Below are 2,972 nucleotides of genomic sequence, written 5' to 3'. Positions count from 1 at the left end.
TTCCAGAACTACGCGCTCTACCCGCACATGAGCGTGGCCGACAACATGGGCTTCGCGCTCAAGGTCGCGCGCGTTGGCAAGCAGGAGCGCGACCAGCGGGTCCGGGAGGCTGCCCGGATCCTCGACCTCGAGGACTACCTCGACCGCAAGCCCAAGGCCCTCTCCGGTGGACAGCGCCAACGCGTCGCGATGGGCCGCGCGATCGTCCGCCAGCCCGAGGTCTTCCTCATGGACGAGCCGCTCTCCAACCTCGACGCCAAGCTCCGGGTCTCGRCGCGCACCCAGATCGCCGCGCTCCAGCAGCGGCTCGGGGTCACCACCGTCTACGTCACCCACGACCAGGTCGAGGCGATGACGATGGGCGACCGGGTGGCGGTGCTCAAGGACGGCCTGCTCCAGCAGGTCGACACCCCGCTGGCGCTCTACGACCGGCCGGCCAACCTCTTCGTCGCCGGCTTCATCGGCTCGCCCGCGATGAACCTGCTTCCCGCCGCGCTCTCCGACGGCGACGCCTGGGTCGGCGACCTGCGGATCCCGCTCGCCCGCGACGTCGCCGCGCGGGCCACGGGAGACGTGACGCTCGGGGTCCGGCCGCACGCGTGGCGCCTGGGATCTCCCTCCGAGCAGGGCTTCGCCGTGACCGTCACGGTCGTGGAGGAGCTCGGCTCCGACGCCTTCCTGTACGCCGTCCCCGACGACCCGTCGCTGTCCGGCGTGATCAGCCAGGCCGTCGTACGCCTCGAGGGGCGGCCGGACCTGGCCAAGGGTGAGCGGGTCACCCTCGTCGTCGACCCGCTCGCCGTGCACGTCTTCGACACGGCCTCGGGCGAGCGGCTCTCGGCCTGAGCCCGTCAGCGGAAGGCCAGCGCCCCGTCGTCGATCGGCCCGCGCCGGATCATCCGCATGTCGTGGAAGTAGTTCTGCTTGAGCTTCCACGGCTCGACGTCACCCTGCTTGGGCAGCTGGTCGATGGCGCGCAGCACGTAGCCCGCGGCGAAGTCCATGAACGGCTGCTCGGTGATCGACGGGTCCGGGACCGGCACGGCCGAGCGGAGCCCGCGCGAGTCGAGGAAGGACAGCAGCCGGCAGACGTACTCCCCCACCAGGTCGGCCTTGAGCGTCCACGACGCGTTGGTGTAGCCGATCGTGTAGGCGAAGTTGGGGATCCCGCTCAGCATCAGCGCCTTGTAGGCCATCGTCCCGGGGAGCTCGACGCGCCGGCCGTCGACGTCGAAGGTCATCCCGCCGAAGGCCTTGAGCTGCAACCCGGTCGCGGTGACCACGATGTCGGCCTCGAGCTCGCGCCCGGACGCCAGCCGGATCCCGGTGGGCGTGAAGGTGGAGATCGTGTCGGTGACGACCTCGGCGTCGCCGCGCTTGATCACGCGGAACAGGTCGCCGTCGGGCACCAGGCACAGCCGCTGGTCCCACGGGTCGTACGACGGCTTGAAGTGCGTGTCGACGTCGTACCCGGCCGGCAGCAGCTTGGTGTTGGCCTTGCGGATCACGCCGCGCATCAACGCCGGGCGACGTCGGCTGAGCTGGAAGAGGCCGGTCGAGACGCCGACGTTCTTCCACCGCGTCGCGGCGTACGCCGCCTTCTCCGGCAGCACCGACCGCAGCCGCTGGGCCACCTTGTCCTTCGCGGGCAGGGAGAGGACGTACGTCGGGGAGCGCTGCAGCATGGTCACGTGGCCGGCCCCCGACTCGGCCAGCGCCGGGACGAGGGTGACCGCGGTGGCGCCGGAGCCGATGACCACGATCCGCTTCCCGGCGTAGTCGAGGTCCTCGGGCCAGTGCTGCGGGTGGATCACCTGCCCGGCGAACGACTCCTCACCGGCGAACGTCGGCCGGTGGCCCTGCTCGTAGTCGTAGTAGCCGGTGGTCGCCCACAGGAAGTGGCACGTGATCTCGCTGGTCTCGCCGTCGGGGTGCTCGACGGCGACCGTCCAGGTCGCGGTGTCGCTGTCCCACGACGCCGCGCGGGCGTCGTACCCGTAGMGGATGTGCTCGTCGATGCCGTACTCCCGGGCGGTCTCGCGCACGTAGGCGAGGATCGACGGCCCGTCGGCGAGGGCCTTGTCGCCGCGCCACGGCTTGAAGCGGTAGCCGAGGGTGAACATGTCGGAGTCCGAGCGGATGCCCGGGTAGCGGAACAGGTCCCACGTGCCGCCGCTGGCCGCGCGCCGCTCCAGCACGGCGTACGACCGCCCCGGGTGCTCGCGGGTGAGCTGGGCGGCCGCCCCGATGCCGGACAGGCCGGCTCCGATGATCAGTACGTCGACGTGGTCGCTCATGGCTCTCCTGGGACGGGGCGGGTCGGGCGGGGGGACGCGAGTCAGGGTCGGGCGTGCAGCTGGACGAAGCGGGCGAGGAGGCGCACGGGCTCGGTGACCATCGCCTCGCGGGCAGCCGCCTTGAGGGACTCCTGCTCGTGCGGCTCGTAGTAGCCGTGCGCGCTGTAGGCGTCGATGCGGTCACAGATCGCGACGGCGTCCAGCTCGGGGTGGAACTGGGTGGCGTAGACGTTGCGGCCGATCCGGAACGCGTGCACCGGGCAGGTGTCGGTGGAGGCGAGGAGCACCGCGCTGCCGGGCAACCGGGACACCGCCTCCTTGTGGCCGAGGTAGGCGTCGAACACCTCGGGCAGCACGCCGAAGAGCGGGTCCTCGGCGCCCTCGGCGCTCAGCCGGACGGGCAGCGCGCCGATGGGCTCGCCGTACGTCCGGTCCACGGTGCCGCCGTCCAGGGTGCCGAGCACGCCGATGCCGTAGCAGGCGCCGAGGAAGGGGAAGTCGACCTCGACGGCGCGGATCGCCAGGTCGTCGAGCTCGGCCTCGACGCGGCGCTGCACGGGCGACTTCGCCTCGTCCGGGTCGGACACGTTGAAGGGGCCGCCGCCGAGGATGATCCCGGACCAGTCCTCGAGCTCGACCCAGCCGAGGGGCGCGGCCTCGAGCCGGACGCGGACC

The 2,972-nt window shown here is 71.7% G+C and carries 3 protein-coding genes; 1 reads left to right on the top strand and 2 read right to left on the bottom strand.

Going from position 1 to position 2,972, the window contains the following annotated elements; genetic code table 11:
• A partial coding sequence (locus ACXJKL_RS18440; protein WP_457208458.1) for an ABC transporter ATP-binding protein occupies positions 1-846 on the top strand: 846 nt, incomplete at its 5' end.
• 5 nt (positions 847-851) lie between these two features.
• Here the strand turns inward: ACXJKL_RS18440 and ACXJKL_RS18435 are convergent.
• Positions 852-2,297 carry a flavin-containing monooxygenase gene (locus ACXJKL_RS18435; RefSeq protein WP_457208457.1) on the bottom strand — a complete coding sequence of 482 codons (1,446 nt, stop codon included), beginning with the start codon at positions 2,295-2,297 and terminating at the stop codon, positions 852-854.
• Positions 2,298-2,338: 41 nt separating this feature from the next.
• Positions 2,339-2,972: glutamine amidotransferase (locus tag ACXJKL_RS18430; RefSeq protein ID WP_457208456.1), on the bottom strand; the 634-nt coding region annotated here is incomplete at its 5' end.

It is taken from the genome of Nocardioides sp. P5_C9_2, assembly GCF_054049555.1.
This window is presented reverse-complemented; position numbering and strand designations above follow the sequence as displayed.